This window comes from Flavobacterium anhuiense (assembly GCF_050990855.1).
Classification (GTDB): Bacteria; Bacteroidota; Bacteroidia; order Flavobacteriales; family Flavobacteriaceae; genus Flavobacterium; species Flavobacterium anhuiense_C.
The window spans coordinates 1281222-1298749 of sequence record NZ_CP158861.1 but is presented as its reverse complement, the minus strand read 5'-3'; the positions used below and the strand labels follow the sequence as shown (position 1 = coordinate 1298749).

Below are 17528 nucleotides of genomic sequence, written 5' to 3'. Positions count from 1 at the left end.
AAGCTTCAAATAAAAAACAAAATAGATTTTGAATTTGATTGATATCAAATTATAAATCATAAACTATAATAGTAAAAATGTCAATAGAAACTATATCATTATCGGGTAGAAAAAAGGTGGTGTCAAATAAAGACATGTCTTTTATTGAACGATTGTATCTTGTGGCGATTGTAAAAGGTTTGGTCATTACCGTAAAACACCTTTTTAGAAAAAAAGTTACCATTCATTACCCAGAACAGGTTCGTGAAATGAGTCCAGTTTACCGTGGTCAGCACATGCTGAAACGCGATGAGCAAGGCCGTGAAAACTGCACTGCTTGTGGATTATGTGCTTTATCTTGTCCTGCTGAAGCAATCACTATGAAAGCTGCAGAGCGTAAAGCTGATGAAAAACACTTATACAGAGAAGAGAAATATGCTGAAATCTACGAAATCAACATGCTTCGTTGTATTTTCTGCGGTTTATGTGAAGAGGCTTGTCCAAAAGACGCTATTTACTTAACAGAATCGAAAGTATTAGTTCCTGCTAGTTACAATAGAGAAGATTTCATTTTCGGGAAAGATAAATTAGTAATGCCTTTAGAAATGGCTATGAAAAACGCTCAACTTAAAAACGCTAACTAAATGATACATATTCCTGATTTTGCACACGCAACAACTATTCAAGTTATCTTTTGCTTTTTAGCGTTTATTACCGTTATTACTGCTTTCTTGACTATTTTTAGTAGAAACCCGATTCATAGTGCCATCTATTTGGTAATTTGTTTCTTCTCTATTGCCGGTCATTATTTGTTATTAAATTCTCAATTCTTAGCTGTTGTTCATATAATAGTCTACTCTGGAGCTATTATGATTCTGTTCCTGTTTACGATCATGTTAATGAACTTGAACGAACAACGAGAAGTTCACCGTCCTAGAATTACACGTCTTGGCGCTATTGTTTCTTTCTGTTTAATATTGATTGTTTTAATCACAATCTTTATCAACTCGAAACCAATTGTGGGTGAATACGATTCTACTGGAGAAGATTTCCAATCAATTAAAGTTTTAGGTAAAATTTTATTGGACGAATATATGGTTCCTTTCGAATTTGCTTCGATCTTACTTTTGGTTGCTATGATTGGAACAGTTCTATTGTCTAAAAAAGAAAAATTAAATAAATAATGGGTAATATATTAAATCAAATAGGTATTGAAAACTACATCTTTTTGAGTGTTGTACTTTTCTGTATTGGTATTTTTGGTGTATTGTACAGACGAAATGCTATTATCGTTTTCATGTCTATCGAAATTATGTTGAATGCGGTAAACCTTTTATTTGTTGCTTTTTCAACTTATCATCAAGATGCGCAAGGACAAGTTTTCGTGTTCTTCTCGATGGCGGTTGCTGCAGCCGAAGTTGCGGTAGGATTGGCCATTTTAGTTTCTATCTTTAGAAATATCGGATCAATTAGTATCGATAATTTAAAAAATTTAAAAGGATAATCAGAAATGGATACCAATTTAGCTTTAATTTTAGTTTTAACTCCTTTACTAGGTTTTCTAGTAAATGTCTTTTTTGGAAAAAGCTTAGGAAAAACAGTTTCTGGTGCAATCGGGACTGTTGCCGTGGCAATTTCTTTTGTAGTTTCTCTTTTACTTTTTAATCAAATAACTTCAACTGGAAAAGGAATTCAAGTTACTTTATTTGATTGGATTCAAATTAGCAACTTAAAAATCAATCTTGGATTTTTATTAGATCAACTATCTGTTCTCTGGTTACTTTTTGTAACTGGAATTGGATCTTTGATTCACTTATACTCTATCAGTTACATGCACGATGATGAAAATATGCACAAATTCTTTGCGTATTTAAATCTATTCGTATTCTTTATGATTACGCTTGTAATCGGAAGCAACTTATTAGTTCTTTTCATCGGATGGGAAGGTGTTGGACTTTGTTCTTACCTATTAATTGGATTCTGGCATAAAAACCAAGATTACAATGATGCTGCCAAAAAAGCTTTCATCATGAACAGAATTGGAGATTTAGGTTTATTAATCGGAATGTTCATCATCGGTTCGATGTTTTCTACATTAGATTATGCAACTTTACAAACTGCAATTGCTGGAGCTACCAATTTAAATTTACCATTACTTTCTTTAGCTGCTTTATGTTTATTCATTGGAGCTTGTGGTAAATCTGCTCAAATTCCGTTATACACTTGGTTACCTGATGCGATGGCGGGACCGACTCCTGTTTCTGCATTAATCCACGCGGCTACGATGGTAACTGCTGGTATCTTTATGGTAACAAGATTAAACTTCGTTTTCAACCTTGCAACAGATGTTCAAACTGTAATTGCGATTATTGGAGCCATCACTTCATTAGTTGCTGCTACAATTGGATTGGTTCAAACAGATATCAAAAAAGTATTGGCTTACTCTACAGTTTCTCAATTAGGTTTAATGTTTTTGGCATTAGGATTTGGAGCTTATGAAGTAGCTGTTTTTCACGTAATCACCCACGCTTTCTTTAAAGCTTGTTTATTCTTAGGTTCTGGATCTGTAATTCACGGATTACACGGAGAGCAAGATATGCGTAACATGGGAGGTTTGCGTAAAGCAATGCCAATCACTTTCTGGACCATGTTGATTTCTTCATTAGCCATTTCTGGAGTTCCATTCTTCTCAGGATTCTTCTCTAAAGACGAAATCTTATTGACAGCTTTCCACCACAGTATTCCATTATACGTTGTTGGCTCGGTTGCTTCAATCATGACTGCTTTCTATATGTTTAGATTAATGTTCTTAACTTTCTTCAAAGAATTTAGAGGAACTGAAGAGCAAAAACATCATTTACACGAAAGTGGTTCATTAATTACGATTCCGCTTATCATCTTAGCTATTTTAGCAACTTTCGGAGGATTAATTAGTTTACCTGGAAATAGCTGGTTAAACGAATACCTTGCTCCTCTTTTCGCAAAAGTTGAAGGTGGAGAGCACCATTTAGGTACAACTGAATACACTTTAATGGGTGTTGCGGTTCTTGGTGGATTATTAGGAATTTTAATTGCTTACATCAAATACTTCAAACAAGATAATGTTCCAGAATCTGACGAAAACATTACTGGTTTAAGCAAAGTATTATACAACAAATATTATGTAGACGAAGTTTACGATGCTGTATTTGTTGCGCCAATTAATAGTTTATCTAAATTCTTTAGAGACTATATCGAGACAGGATTATCTGCGCTTGTTTTTGGATTAGGTAAGATAGCAAACGAAATTGCTTTCCAGGGAAAAAAATTACAAACCGGAAGTATAGGATTATATCTATTTGCATTTGTTTTAGGACTTTGTGCAATTGTTTCCTATATATTTTTAGCTCAATAATATTATAACTATGAACGTTTCTACTATATTAATTATACTTTTAATTGGTGCATTTGCCACTTATTTTTCTGGTGACAAACTAGCTTCAAAAGTTGCTTTGCTATTTAGTTTAGCAGCTTTAGGATGTTCAATTGTATTATTGAATAATTATAATGCTGGTGAAAATATTAGCGTAATCAACAGCTGGATTACGCAGCCTAAAATTTCTTTCGCTTTAAATGCTGATGGACTTGGGATCGCAATGGTTTTATTAAATGCAGCTTTAACTCCAATTATCATATTTTCTTCTTTCGGAAATGAATATAACAATGCAAAAGGTTTTTATGCATTGATTTTGTTCATGGCTTTTGCAATGACAGGAACTTTCTTAGCTTCTGATGGTCTTTTATATTACATTTTCTGGGAGTTAGCTCTTATTCCAATCTACTTTATTGCTTTAATTTGGGGCAATGGTGATGCTGAAGAGCGAAGAAAAGCAGTGGTTAAATTCTTTATTTACACACTGGCTGGTTCGTTATTCATGTTAACTGCTTTCATTTACTTGTACACAAAAGCAGGTTCTTTCTTAATTGAAGATTTATATAAATTAGAATTATCTGCTTGCGAGCAGTTCTGGATTTTCTTGGCTTTCTTCTTAGCTTATGCTATCAAAATTCCAATTATTCCTTTCCATACTTGGCAGGCAAATGTGTACCAAAAAGCACCAACTGTTGGAACAATGCTTTTGTCTGGTATCATGCTTAAAATGGGATTGTACAGTGTAATTCGTTGGCAATTGCCACTTGCGCCAAGCGCTGCAAAAGAATACCTATACATCTTTATCGCTTTAGGAATTGCTGGAGTTATCTACGGTTCTATCGTAGCTTTAAGACAAAAAGATTTAAAGAAATTATTAGCTTATTCTTCTCTTGCTCACGTTGGACTAATTGCTGCAGGATCATACACTCTTACTCTTGATGGTTTAAGAGGTGCTGTTCTACAAATGATCGCTCACGGTTTTGTTGTAGTGGGATTATTCTTTGCTGCCGAAGTAATTTTCAGAAGATTTGAAACTAGAGAGATTGACGCATTAGGAGGTATTCGTACTCAAGCTCCAAAATTTACCTCAATGTTTTTAATCTTAGTATTAGCTTCTGTTGCATTACCAAGTACATTTAACTTTGTTGGAGAGTTTACAGTATTATACAGTTTATCTCAAATCAATATCTGGTTTGCAATTCTTGGAGGAACAACTATCATTTTAGGAGCTTACTATATGTTAAGAATGTTCCAACACGTAATGTTAGGTGAAACTAATTCTAAAACTTTTGCTGATGTTACGCTAAACGAAGGAATTTCTTTTGCAGTAATCATTGCCGTTTTATTATTCTTTGGTTTCTATCCAAAACCAATCACAGATTTGATTACACCAAGCTTGGAAACTATTTTACAAGTTATCAATAAGAACTAATATTTTAAACAAAAAATAAATTAGGATTACACTTAAAAATTGAAATCCTAAATCAAAAAGATAAAAATGAATACATTAATAGCTATAACAGGATTGGGTATTTTCTGCCTATTGTTTGAAATTCTTAATTTAAGAAAGGCCATTGTTCCTATTACCATTTTAGGATTAATAGGTGTATTGGCGCTTAATTACTGTGAATTTGGAACAGAACAAAGTTATTACAGCAATATGATAGCAGTGAGTAAGTTTTCTACAGCTTTTTCATCATTGTTTATCGTTTTGACTATATTCCTTGTAGCATTAAGCCACAATTTTTACCACAATCATCCGTCAAAAATTTCAGATTATGTAGCCATTAAAATTTTCTTATTGGCTGGAGCTGTCGCTATGGTTTCTTTTGGAAACTTAGCCATGTTCTTCTTAGGAATTGAAATCTTATCTATTGCGTTATATGTACTTGCTGCAAGTGATCGTTTGAATATCAAAAGTAACGAAGCGGGTATGAAATATTTCTTAATGGGATCTTTTGCATCAGGAATTATTCTTTTTGGAATTTGTTTGATTTATGGTGCAATGGGAACTTTTGACATTAGTGAAATTCACGAAATTGCACTTTCTGCTGAATTGCCAATCTGGTTTCCAATTGGATTAATTTTAATGATTATTGGAATGTTATTTAAAGTTGCTGCAGTTCCTTTCCATTTCTGGGCTCCAGACGTTTACGAAGGTTCTCCTGCTTTAACCACTGCTTTAATGAGTACATTAGCAAAAGTAGTAGCTATAGCAACTTTATTTAAATTGATTTCTGGTATGAATGTAATTTCTTCTTTTGAAAATCAAGATCTTTTACACACGTTTGAAGTTATCGTAGTTATCATTTCTATTGCTTCAATGTCTGTTGGTAATATCATGGCATTAAGACAAGTAAATGTAAAACGTATGCTTGCTTTCTCTGGAATCTCTCATGCAGGTTTCATGTTAATGACATTACTGACTGTTTCTGCATCTGCTGGAGTTTTATTATATTACACTGCTGCTTATGCATTAGCTGGTATTGCTGCTTTCAGCGTAATTTTATATGTATGCAGAGATCACGATAACGAAGATATTACAAATTTCCACGGTTTAGGAAAAACAAATCCGCTATTGGCTGCAGTTCTTACTGCTTCTTTATTATCAATGGCCGGAATTCCTATTTTCTCTGGATTCTTTGCTAAGTTATTCTTATTCAACCAAACTATTCAAGCAGGATATATTGGTTTAGTAATCGTTGCTGTAATCAACTCTATTATTAGTGTTGGATATTATTTCAAACTAATCATTGCAATGTATTCTAAAGAACCGAATCAAGAAAGAACAGGAAGGCCATTCCTTATTTATGCTACAGCTGTAGTATCAATTGCTTTAAACATTGTATTAGGTTTATTTCCTTCATTGGTTTTAGACTTATTGAACTAAGATAATCTCTTACTTATACTATTAGAAAATCCATTGAATTAATTTTAATGGATTTTTTTTATGTTGTAAATAAAGAACAGAAATTCATGTTAAAAAATTCTCTACTAAGATTGCACTTCAAAAAATCTCCATATATTTGGGTTCAATTAAATGTATTAGAACATGAACTTTAATTCAAACAATCCGTTTTTAAATAGTAAGCGTTTCTCATCAAATGCTGACTCAAGAACAGAAGTACACCAAGCTCAAATTATTGATTACAATCAGGAAATGACGGTGTCTGGAACTATCAACAAAACAGCAATTTTATTTCTTATTTTATGCGGTGCTGCTATGGTGACATGGTGGATGGCTTTTAATGAAATGAACCCAATGCTTCCTACAATTGGAGGTGCAATTATTGGTTTTATTTTGGTATTGGTTTCTTCATTTAAACCGCAGCTGTCTCCTTACCTAGCACCTGGATATGCTTTGTTCGAAGGATTGTTTATAGGAGGTATTTCTGCGATATTTGAATTAAAATTTCCAGGAATTGTAATCAATGCAGTTGGCGCAACTCTTGTTACTTTCTTAGTTTGTTTAGGTTTATACAAATTTAGAATCGTAAAGGTTACAGAACAATTCAAATCTGTTGTTGTTGCTGCTACCTTAGCAATTGCTACTTATTATTTGATTTCGTGGGTTGTATCTTTGTTTACAAGCTGGCAGCCTGTTCATTACGGAAATTCTATGATGAGTATTGGTATCAGTGTTTTTGTTATCATCATTGCAGCGCTTAACCTTTTCTTAGATTTTGATTTAATTGAAAAAGGAGCAAGAGAAAGAATGCCAAAATTTATGGAATGGTATGGAGCAATGGGATTAATGATCACATTGGTTTGGTTGTATATCGAATTCTTAAGACTTTTATCTAAACTTTCTAGTAAAGACTAATAGTCCTAATAAATAAAACGGAAGCCCTTTTGAGTAAAATCGAAAGGGCTTTTTTTGTTGCTTCAAGATTACTTTTTCTGTAGTAAATAAGATCTCAAATTTAAAATTTCTAAGAATAATCAGTTATTTAAAACTAGAAGAGAATCCATTTCTTACAAAAATTTACAATGTAATTTATGTAATTAAAAAAAATTACGAATCTCTTATAATCTACTTCTTTAAATTACAAAATTATCAAAAGCTAGGAAAATACGGCTTTCCTCAAACAAATAGCAATGTGTAATAAATTACAATCAATGCAATTAATTACATTTTTAACATTTAAAAAGCTAAAAAATTACACCATCTTCTTTTTTTTAATAAAAAAACTACAGTATTAAAAATTAATACATAATTTTGTGTAATCGATTACAATTAAACCACTTGGAGTCGAAAGTAAAACCACTTACTTATTTTATTAACTATCTTAAACAAACACTATGAAAAAAAACCTACTTTTCGTGGCTGTCTTCCTTATGACAGTCCAGTTATGGGCTCAAACAATTAATCAAGCTTCTGGCTGGTTAGAATCAGCCTTTGTAAAATGGCAACCAGTCAGCGGCGCCCAGACCTACAACGTTTACTACACCGGTAACGGATTGACAGACAAAAAAATTGACGACCAGCTTATCAGAAGTTATGGTTCTTACTTTCGTGCCGATATCCCAGGGCTTAAAGCTGGTGATTATACTGTGAAGATCAAACCTGTTATAAACGGTACTGAAGGAACAGGAACTACAACAAGCAGTTTAACCGTAGTGGCACATGACAGAAACGGATTTGCTTTTGATGGAGGCCGAGTTCCAGGAGGATACAAGGCAGACGGGACACCAAAGGACAATGCGGTTATTCTTTACATTACACAAAATACTAAAAACACCATTTCGATGAATATTACAGGAGCTAGTGCTAATCCATGCATTGGTTTACAGAATATTCTTTATGCTATTAAAAAAGGAAAAGACACTCGTCCGTTTATAATTCGTCTAATCGGAAATATTACTGACATGACTGTTATGGAAGGTGGCGATGTGGTGATTGAAAATGCAAACAACGCCTCAAGTTATGTTACCATTGAAGGTATTGGAGATGACGCCGTTGCGAATGGATGGGGAGTTAGATTGAAATCGGCTTCCAACATAGAAGTTAGTAATCTTGGATTCATGAACTGCAACAGTACTGCAGGCGACAACGTAGGAATGCAACAGGACAATGATCACATATGGGTTCACAACTGTGATTTATTTTATGGAAATGCAGGAAGTGACGCCGACCAAATAAAAGGTGATGGAGCATTAGACAATAAAACTTCGACTTACATTACATTATCTTATAATCACTTTTGGGATAACGGAAAAGCAAGTCTTTTAGGCTTAAGCGAAGGAACAACTTCTGGATTATACATTACTTATCATCACAACTGGTTTGACCACTCGGATTCTCGTCATCCTCGTGTTCGTTATTATTCGGCACATATTTACAACAACTATTATGACGGAGTTTCTAAATATGGAGCAGGATCTACTCTCGGATCATCGCTTTTTATGGAAGGAAATTATTTTAGAAATAGCAAACACCCAATGCTGACTTCATTACAAGGTTCTGATATTTGGGACGAAGCTAATCAAGTGAATAATGCTGGAACAATGGGAACATTTTCTGGCGAAGCTGGAGGAAGCATCAAAGCTTTCAATAATACTTTTGACGCTTCTAACGGAACAAATAATATGCGTTTTGTTGCTTATAATGATCCTAATCCGTTGTATAATATTTCAGGTAAAATCAGTTCTGCCACAGACTTTGACGCATACGTTGCAACTACAAGAGGAGAAGTGGTAAGCAGTTCAGTAAAATCTAAATCTGGAGCAAATACATACAACAACTTCGATACTGATGCTAATTTGTATGTAAAAAATTTAGTAATTGATACTCCGGCGGCTGCCAAAACAAAAACTACTCAATATGCAGGACGTGTTTCTGGAGGAGATTTAAAATGGACATTCAACAATGCTACAGACGATACTTCTTCTTTAGTTATTACTGCTTTAAAAACAGCGCTTACAAATTATAATGGAACTCTAGTTGCTGTACAAGGCGAAGGAAATCCTCCAGCTGGAACACAGACTTTAACGTTGACTTCTTCTTCAAACAACAATCAAACTGTTTCAAGCGGTACTGCAATTTCATCAATCGTATTTACTTGGGGTGGCGATGCAACTGACGCAACTGTAACAGGAATTCCGGCTTCTGGATTGACTTTTGTAAAAAATACTACAGCTAAAACGATTACTATTTCGGGTACGCCAACTGCAACAGTTTCGTACTCCATTGCAACTTCTGGAACTAGTGGTTCCCCAGCCACTGGTTCAGGAACTGTAACCGTTACAGCAGCAGGAAATCAAACTTTAACTTCATCAGGCAACAACAGCCAAACGGTTTCTTCTGGAACTGCTATTGCTTCAATTGTATTTACTTGGGGCGGAAACGCTACAGATGCAACTGTAACAGGATTACCAGCTTCAGGATTGTCTTTTGTAAAAAATACTTCAGCAAAAACGATCACTATTACAGGAACTCCAACTGCAAATGTATCTTATTCTGTAGCAACTTCTGGAACTGCAGGAACTCCAGTAACTGCATCAGGAACGATAACAGTTACAACTGGTTCTACAGGCGGATCTGAAATTCATAATTTTACAACTTCTGGAAAAACAAGTTCGTTCTATGCCATTACTGGAAACATGAATTCCACTCCAGGTTCTGTAACTTATAATGGATTAACGCTTACTGAACGTTTAAAAATAGAATCAAGCACATCGATAACCTATACAACAACAAGCGCATCGACCTTAACTTTAGTTTTTGATGCTACTTTTACAGGAAGTATAAAAGTTGACAATGTTTCGTATACAGCATCTGCTGGTATAGTAACCGTTTCTGTTGCAGCAGGTTCTCACTCTATTACTAAAAACTCTGTTGCCAATTTATTCTATATTAGCACTGTTTATAGCGGAAGCACTTTAAGAATGGTCGCAGCATCCGACACGGCAACAACTACAGAATCTACAAAAATAGTATTATACCCTAATCCGGTTTCAAGCACTTTATACTTATCAGATCCAGAACAAAAAGTACAAAACGTACTTATCTACAATATTTCTGGAAACTTAGTAATTAAATCTGGAAATTCTGAAAGTATTGACACGAGCAGTTTAATTCCTGGAACTTATCTAGCAAAAATTTATACCGCTGACGGATTATTAAACCAAACACTTATAAAAAAGTAAAACTGACTTAACTAAACTAAAAGGGCTTCCTAACATGGAAGCCCTTTTCATATCAAATTTTGTAAAATTACAAATCAAACTTAATCCCCTGAGCAAGCGGAAGATTTGTAGTATAATTGATTGTATTGGTTTGACGTCTCATGTAAATTTTCCAAGCATCAGAACCAGATTCGCGTCCGCCTCCAGTTTCCTTTTCACCTCCAAAAGCACCACCGATTTCTGCTCCCGAAGTTCCGATATTTACGTTTGCAATTCCACAGTCAGAACCCGTTGCAGATAAGAATCTTTCAGCTTCACGCAAATTATTGGTCATAATAGCAGAAGACAATCCTTGAGCAACACCGTTCTGGATTTCGATTGCATTTTCAACTTCGCCTGAATATTTAATTAAATATAAAACCGGAGCAAATGTTTCGTGCTGGACAATTTCAAACGAATTTTCAGCTTCAGCAATTGCAGGTTTTACATAACAGCCACTTTCATAACCTTGACCAGAAAGAACTCCCCCTTCTACAAGGATTTTTCCGCCTTCAGCCACTACTTTATTTAAAGCTGCTGCGTACATTTCAACAGCATGGGTATCAATTAGCGGTCCAACATGATTGTTTTCGTCAAGCGGATTTCCGATACGTAGCTGCTTGTAGGCTGCAACCAAAGCATCTTTCACTTTATCATAAATACTTTCGTGAATAATCAATCTTCGAGTTGAAGTACAACGTTGTCCTGCAGTTCCAACAGCTCCAAAAACAGCTCCGATAACCGTCATTTTTATATCAGCATCTGGAGTTACAATAATAGCATTGTTTCCTCCTAGTTCTAATAATGATTTCCCTAATCTTCCAGCAACAGTTTGCGCTACAATTTTTCCCATTCTGGTAGAACCAGTTGCCGAAATAAGTGGAATACGAGTATCTGCAGTCAACATCTCTCCTATTTTGTAATCTCCGTTTATTAAGCATGAAATTCCTTCTGGAAGATTGTTTTCTTTAATAACTTGAGCAATAATATTTTGGCAAGCAATACCACAAAGAGGTGTTTTTTCAGAAGGTTTCCAAACACAGACATCTCCAGAAATCCAAGCTAAAGCCGTGTTCCAAGACCAAACGGCAACCGGGAAATTAAACGCCGAAATAATTCCGACAATTCCCAACGGATGATATTGCTCATACATACGGTGACCTGGTCTTTCAGAATGCATTGTTAATCCGTGAAGCTGGCGAGATAAACCAACTGCAAAATCACAGATGTCTATCATTTCTTGCACTTCTCCAAAACCTTCTTGCAATGATTTCCCCATTTCGTAAGAAACCAATTTACCAAGCGCTTCTTTATTTTGCCTCAATTTTTCTCCAAACTGACGTACAATTTCACCACGCTGCGGTGCAGGAATCAATCTAAAAGCTTTAAACGCTTCTGCAGCGGTTTGAATTGCTTTTTCGTAATCGGCAGCTGTTGACATTTTTACCGAAGCAATTAATTTTCCGTCAACTGGCGAATAACTTTCTAGAATTTCTCCCGAAGAAAAATTATTAATTCCTGTTGATGTTCCGTCATTTATTGTCTTGATGCCCAATTTTTCAAGAGCTTCCTTCATTCCAAATTGCGATGCTATTGTTGTCATTGTAACTTTTTTGGTTAAAATTGTTATATTTTTATGTAAAGATATTGTTTTAGAATTAATTTCCGATTGAAGTTAATTCATAAATAAACGTAAATTTAAGTTTATTCTAGAGTATTAACAGAAACAAAACGGCATTATTGAATTTATTTAATGAAATTTGCAGTACTTAAAATTAAAAATATGACCCATTTTAGTAAGCTTCTGCTTTGTTTTCTTTTCGTTTCAACTTCCATATTTTCACAAAAAGCTAAAATTTCTTTTTCAGTAGTTCCTTTAGGTGTAATGGGCGGAATCGACGAAAAAAATCTTTCGGCTTATTTAATAGCTCCATCAAATACAAACGATTATATCTGTCTTGATGCTGGAACGGTGAACGCTGGAATCGAAAAAGCAATAGAAAAGAAAACTTTTAAAGTTTCGCCAAGCGAAGTTTTACGAAAATATATCAAAGGATATTTAATTTCTCACGCACATTTAGACCACGTTTCAGGATTGATTATCAATTCTCCAGCTGATTCTTCAAAAACTGTGTATGCAACTAACAAATGCATGGAAATGATGGAAAATCATTATTTCAACGATCAGACTTGGGCAAATTTTGGAGATGCAGGTCCAGGCTTTCATATCAAAAAATATCATTTTCAAACTTTAGATTTGGCAAAAGAAACTCTTTTGACCAATGCCAAAATGACGGTTAAAGCATTTCCTTTAAGCCATGTGAATCCGTTTGAGAGTACCGCTTTCTTAATTAAAAACGATACTGATTATGCTTTGTATTTGGGCGACACAGGTCCAGACGAAGTAGAAAAAAGCAATAATCTTCGTGATTTATGGACTGCAGTTGCACCATTAGTGAAGGAAGGACAATTAAAAGGAATTTTTATTGAAGTTTCATTTCCGAACGAACAGCCAGACAAATTTTTGTTTGGACACCTAACCCCTAATTATTTAATGAAAGAACTTCATGTTCTAGAAGATTTGGCAGGAAAAGGTTCTCTCAAAAACTTTAAAATTATCATTACGCATTTGAAACCTCCAGCAAAGAACATTGCAAAAATCAAAGAGCAGTTAAAAAAGCAAAATGATTTAGAAGTACAGATTATTTATCCAGAGCAAGGGAAGAAGTTTGAGTTGTAAAACTATCTACAAAAATAAAACCCGACAGGTTTTAAAAACCTGTCGGGTTTACTATTTCTATTTCTAACAAAATATAAATTATTTCTTAGCTACAAATCTCGGATCAGTTTCCATGACAGTTCCGCAATTATCGCAAGTCCTTAATTCTTCTGAGTTGTAAAAATGCTCAAAATGAGGAAGAAAATCTTTCTCTATATTATGAAGTTCAAAATATACTTCATACAATTTATGATTGCAGTTATCGCAATGCCAAAGCAAACCATCTGTAAAACCTTGTCCAGCGCGTTTTCTTTCAATAACTAAACCAATTGAGCCTTCTGAACGAACAGGAGAATGGGGCACTTTTGCAGGATGCAAATACATATCACCAGCATTTAATTCCATTTCTTTACGCTGACCATCTTCTTGAATCACAACCTTAATGCTTCCTTCCAACTGATAAAAAAGCTCTTCAGTTTCGTTAAAATGATAATCTTTTCTAGCGTTTGGTCCTGCTACAATCATTACAATATAATCTCCAGAATCTACGTATAGATTTTTATTTCCAACGGGCGGTTTTAGTAAATGACGGTTTTCGTCAATCCATTGGGTTAGGTTAAAAGGTTTTGCTATAGCCATTTTCTTAATTCTAGTTTTATGAGTAGCTAAGGTAGTGAAATTTGTAGAGACGCACGGCAGTGTGCCTTTAGATTCCTATAATATCATTTTAAAACAAGATATTAGACGCACTGCGGTGCACCTCTACCTTGAAACTTCTTTTATTAAATAAACATAGACTGGAAAATGATCGCTAAAACCAGCTTCTACCAAAGTATTTCGCAACGGATAACCTTTGTATTGTCCAGAATTTTGAATGAGATAGGGTCTGTTGAAAATACCAGCTTTCCAAAAACTGAAAGTCAGAAAATCAGATTTTATTAAAGATTCTGTCATTATAATCTGGTCGAAAATATTCCAAGAATCACGATAAGCAATAGTTCCAAAACCTTTATTGGCAAGCTCTTCAAACGGATTAAAAATGCCAAATTCTGGAACTTCAGCTTTTACTCCTTTTGCTTCTAACCCAGCTTTTATGCTTTTATTAAATGGTCCGTCATTAAAATCTCCCACTGTTAAAACTTTTGCCTGCGGATTAATTTGCTGTAATGAATCTATAATTTTTCTGTTCAGTTTCCCTGCAGCTTCTCGAAACAGACTAGTTGCTTTTTCGCCACCCGATCTCGACGGCCAGTGATTGACTATAATATGTATTTCTTCGTCTTCTAAAAATCCTGAAACCAAAAGCTGATCTCTTGTAAAAACACGATTTTTATTTTCTTTTTTAACTTCAATTTCGTCGTCCAAAAATTCTGCTTCTACTTCTTTTTTAACAATTTCTTTTTTATAAATAATTAAAGGAATATTCGAATAAGAAGTTGGTCTAAAATACTTTTTCTGATACAGTAAAGCCACATCGATTCCACGTTTATCTGGCGAATCAAAATGAATAATTCCTAAATCTAATGGCTGTAGTTTTGGTTGTTTTATTAAATCTTCTAAGACTGCCCTGTTTTCTATTTCGGCTCCTCCAATTAATATTGGCGCATTTGAATTTTCTGGCGTACCAATTTCAGATATAACTTTTGCTAAATTTTTTAATTTCTGCTGATATTTCTCTGTTGTCCAATGCTGTGCTCCGTTTGGTGTCCATTCGTCATCGTTTGTAAATGCATCATCTATAGTATCGTAAAGATTTTCAAAATTGTAAAAAGCTACAGTATGTATTTTATACTTTTTGGACTGACTAAAAAGAACTGATATTCCAAAAAGAAATAACAGACAAAATCTAAATTGTAATGGCATATAAAAGATATTTTAAAATACAAATCTAATTAAATATTGTAAGATTTTTACTTTATTAAATTTTCAAAATAGTATATTTGTTTCTAATAAAAGTCTTGTAACTTGCTCAAAAAATTTGATTATTTATAACATGAAAAAAATACTCTTTTTTGCTTTCTTTTTGAGCTTTTTAAATACTTTTTACGGACAAAAAAAAAGCTCCAGAGCAGAGGAAATTAGAAAACAATATAAAATTCCAGAATTGGCTTATGCAGTGGTTTCTTCAGATTCTATTTATGAAATTCAAGCTTTAGGATTTCAACGTTACAAATCTTCTTACAAAGCCAAAATCGATGATAAATTTCGTTTAGGATCTATCACAAAAACCATTACAAGTTATATTGCCACGCTTTTAGTTAAAGAAGGAAAAATAAAATGGGACACCAAATTCTTTGATTTATATCCTGAATTAAAAGCAGGCAGCAATCCAGAAATTTTTAATATAACCTTACAAGATTTCTTGACATTTCGGGCGCCAATTCCAACTTGGTCTTATGGAAATGAAACTCCAACACAAAAAGAAATAAAAGGAAACAATCAAGAACAACGTTACGAATTTATAGCTTGGTTTTTTAAGCAAAAGCAAATTGCTACTGATAAACAAGAGTGGTACGGTTCTAATCCAAGTTTTGTTGCCGCAGGTTTAATGCTCGAAAAAGCAAGTGGAAAAAGCTATGAAACTTTGGTGAAAGAATTAGGCGAAAGTCTCAATATTGACTTTGGTTTTGGACAACCAAATGTTACTGATATAAACCAACCGTGGGGACATGATGAAGATTTGAGGCCAGAAAAACCATTTGTAAATTATAAATTAAACTGGCTTTCATCGGCAGGAAATGTAAATTGCAATTTACATGATTTTTGCAAATTTACCCAGATGCAACTTAAAGGTTTGTTAGGCAAATCAAAAATATTATCTGAGGAAGAATTTAATAAAATGCATTTGGGTTTTCCAGAATTTTCTTTTGGATGGTATTCTGAAATAAATGAAAATTCGGGGCTAAAATATTCTTTTCACTACGGAAATCCAGGAACATTTTTAACCAAAGTGTATATTTGCAAAGACATCAATAAAGCTTTTATACTATTTGCCAATGTGCAAGCTGAAGAAGCTGACAAAGGTTTAATGTTGCTATTGGCTGAACTTCAAAAACAATACGGAGGTTAAATTATTAAAAATTAATTTTATAATTTTAAGCAAAAGAAAAAAATGATTAAAAACTGCTTTCACCATATAAAGAGACGTTTTGTCTTTTGTAAACTCGCATTTCTTATTTTTGCTTTACATTCATTCAACTGTCAATCTCAACAAAACATGATAACACCGCCTTATTTACAAAAAGGAGATACTGTAGCGCTTTTGGCAACAGCTAGAAAAAACATCGACGACAATTTAAAACCAACTATAGATTTATTGCATAGCTGGGGTTTAGAAGCCGTGATTGGATCTACAATCGGATTGGATTATCATCAATTGGCTGGAACAGATGAGCAAAGAGCTGCCGATTTTCAAAAGCAAATGGACAACCCGAATATTAAAGCAATTTGGTGTGTTCGTGGCGGATACGGAACAGTTAGAATGTTAGATTTATTGGATTTTACCAAATTTAAACAACATCCAAAATGGATTATTGGTTTTAGCGATGTAACGGTTCTTCATAATCATTTGAACACCATGGGCTACAAATCTATTCATGGCATTATGCCGGTAACGGTTCCTAGAGCAACTCCAGACGCTGTAAGTTCGCTAAAAGCAGCTTTATTTAACGAACCAATTTCATATACCATCAGCCCAAGTCCGATGAATCGTTTTGGGAGCGCAACAGGAGAATTAGTTGGCGGTAATCTTTCTATTTTATATAGTTTACTAGGATCGCCATCTGCAATTGATTGTAAAGACAAAATTTTATTTATTGAAGATTTAGATGAATACCTCTATCATATTGATCGTATGATGATGAATTTAAGACGCAACGGATGCATCGAAAATCTAAAAGGAATTATTATTGGCGGCATGACAAGCATGAAAGACAATGAAGTTCCGTGGGGAAAAAATGCTCTGGAAATTATTGATGATGTAACTAAAAAATACAATATTCCAGTAATTTTCAATTTCCCTGCAGGCCATATTAGAGACAATAGAGCTTTAATTATGGGAAATACCGTTTCTATGGAAGTTACAGCTTCTGGAAGCACGGTTACTTTTAAAAAATAACAATACTCTATTCCTTGTTTAAGGAAATCTAACAATACCACATAAAATCTCGCAAAGACGCGAAGTTGCAAAGGCTCACTTAAAACCTTTGCAACTTCGCGTCTTTGCATGGAAAAAACTTAAAAACGGGAAAC

The 17528-nt window shown here is 34.1% G+C and carries 14 protein-coding genes; 11 read left to right on the top strand and 3 right to left on the bottom strand.

Translation table 11 applies throughout. The features are described from left to right. Positions 1-77: 77 nt before the first annotated feature. The 8 genes from ABTV69_RS05905 to ABTV69_RS05870 all read left to right on the top strand — a co-directional run bounded on the left by ABTV69_RS05905 (position 78) and on the right by ABTV69_RS05870 (position 10540). A complete protein-coding gene (locus ABTV69_RS05905) occupies positions 78-623 on the top strand; it encodes a NuoI/complex I 23 kDa subunit family protein (protein WP_433834719.1) in 546 nt (181 codons plus the stop codon). Further along, a complete protein-coding gene (locus tag ABTV69_RS05900) occupies positions 624-1163 on the top strand; it encodes an NADH-quinone oxidoreductase subunit J family protein (protein ID WP_111368846.1) in 540 nt (179 codons plus the stop codon). Further along, on the top strand, positions 1163-1483 hold the full coding sequence (nuoK, locus tag ABTV69_RS05895) for an NADH-quinone oxidoreductase subunit NuoK (RefSeq protein ID WP_008466103.1): 321 nt from the start codon (positions 1163-1165) through the stop codon (positions 1481-1483). The genes ABTV69_RS05900 and nuoK overlap by 1 nt, the downstream gene beginning before the upstream one ends. Positions 1484-1489: 6 nt before the next feature. Further along, complete coding sequence (nuoL, locus tag ABTV69_RS05890) at positions 1490-3373, top strand: NADH-quinone oxidoreductase subunit L (RefSeq protein WP_433834718.1); 1884 nt, start codon at positions 1490-1492, stop codon at positions 3371-3373. A gap of 10 nt (positions 3374-3383) precedes the next feature. Then, positions 3384-4823, top strand: coding sequence for a complex I subunit 4 family protein (locus tag ABTV69_RS05885; protein ID WP_433834717.1), 1440 nt, complete (start codon positions 3384-3386; stop codon positions 4821-4823). 66 nt (positions 4824-4889) lie between these two features. Then, on the top strand, positions 4890-6281 hold the full coding sequence (locus ABTV69_RS05880; protein ID WP_433834716.1) for an NADH-quinone oxidoreductase subunit N: 1392 nt from the start codon (positions 4890-4892) through the stop codon (positions 6279-6281). A 162-nt stretch (positions 6282-6443) separates the two neighbouring features. Next, a complete protein-coding gene (locus ABTV69_RS05875) occupies positions 6444-7214 on the top strand; it encodes a Bax inhibitor-1/YccA family protein (protein WP_433834715.1) in 771 nt (256 codons plus the stop codon). A gap of 479 nt (positions 7215-7693) precedes the next feature. Beyond that, the gene (locus ABTV69_RS05870; protein WP_433834714.1) at positions 7694-10540 is read left to right on the top strand and encodes a T9SS type A sorting domain-containing protein; all 2847 of its coding nucleotides are present in this window, start codon (positions 7694-7696) and stop codon (positions 10538-10540) included. Between the two features lie 67 nt (positions 10541-10607). Here the strand turns inward: ABTV69_RS05870 and amaB are convergent, their stop codons facing one another. Next, positions 10608-12161: an L-piperidine-6-carboxylate dehydrogenase gene (gene amaB, locus ABTV69_RS05865; RefSeq protein WP_433834713.1), complete on the bottom strand. Its 1554-nt coding sequence runs from the start codon at positions 12159-12161 to the stop codon at positions 10608-10610. 180 nt (positions 12162-12341) lie between these two features. Here amaB and ABTV69_RS05860 point away from each other — a divergent pair, with 180 nt between their 5' ends. Continuing rightward, complete coding sequence (locus tag ABTV69_RS05860) at positions 12342-13298, top strand: MBL fold metallo-hydrolase (protein ID WP_433834712.1); 957 nt, start codon at positions 12342-12344, stop codon at positions 13296-13298. A 78-nt stretch (positions 13299-13376) separates the two neighbouring features. Here ABTV69_RS05860 and ABTV69_RS05855 read toward each other — a convergent pair whose 3' ends face one another. Together ABTV69_RS05855 and ABTV69_RS05850 are read right to left on the bottom strand one after the other, a co-directional pair. Further along, positions 13377-13916 carry a 3-hydroxyanthranilate 3,4-dioxygenase gene (locus tag ABTV69_RS05855; protein WP_433834711.1) on the bottom strand — a complete coding sequence of 180 codons (540 nt, stop codon included), beginning with the start codon at positions 13914-13916 and terminating at the stop codon, positions 13377-13379. A 123-nt stretch (positions 13917-14039) separates the two neighbouring features. After that, a complete protein-coding gene (locus ABTV69_RS05850; protein WP_433834710.1) occupies positions 14040-15140 on the bottom strand; it encodes an endonuclease/exonuclease/phosphatase family protein in 1101 nt (366 codons plus the stop codon). A 130-nt stretch (positions 15141-15270) separates the two neighbouring features. On the opposite strand from ABTV69_RS05850, the gene ABTV69_RS05845 reads away from it, so the two are divergent. Both ABTV69_RS05845 and ABTV69_RS05840 read left to right on the top strand, forming a co-directional pair. Then, positions 15271-16347: a serine hydrolase domain-containing protein gene (locus tag ABTV69_RS05845; RefSeq protein ID WP_433834709.1), complete on the top strand. Its 1077-nt coding sequence runs from the start codon at positions 15271-15273 to the stop codon at positions 16345-16347. A gap of 147 nt (positions 16348-16494) precedes the next feature. Next, positions 16495-17394: a S66 peptidase family protein gene (locus tag ABTV69_RS05840; protein WP_433834708.1), complete on the top strand. Its 900-nt coding sequence runs from the start codon at positions 16495-16497 to the stop codon at positions 17392-17394. The last annotated feature ends 134 nt before the right edge of the window (positions 17395-17528 follow it).